1 pseudogene is annotated in these 254 nt (G+C 61.0%); it reads right to left on the bottom strand.

Annotation, left to right across the window (positions count from 1 at the left end):
* A pseudogene (locus JAO32_RS19820) lies at window positions 1–201 on the bottom strand (MFS transporter); the annotation flags it as partial.
* Window positions 202–254: the final 53 nt, after the last annotated feature.

Here is a 254-nt window from a genome sequence, read left to right as displayed (position 1 = left end):
TTGCGACGCGGTGATGTGCAGTTCATCGGCAAGCCCTGCGGCTGCGCCAAAGCCATAGTTGGCGCGGTCGACATACGCAAGGCTGTACGTAACAAAAACTGCGGGGATGATGACGAACCATCGCCGCCGCATGTCGGGCCGGTTGGCAATCCCAGGACGCAGTGACCTTGCAGCGCCATGCGGAGCATCGTCAAAGGGCATTTGGCTACGGCTCTCCTCAAGGGGGCGATGGCAGGTCTCGACGAGGGTATCGT

Origin of the sequence: Terriglobus sp. ADX1 (assembly GCF_036877645.1) — a bacterium.
Classification (GTDB): Bacteria; Acidobacteriota; Terriglobia; order Terriglobales; family Acidobacteriaceae; genus Terriglobus.
The sequence above is the reverse complement of the archived record's forward strand: the minus strand, read 5'-3'. Positions and strand labels throughout refer to the sequence as shown.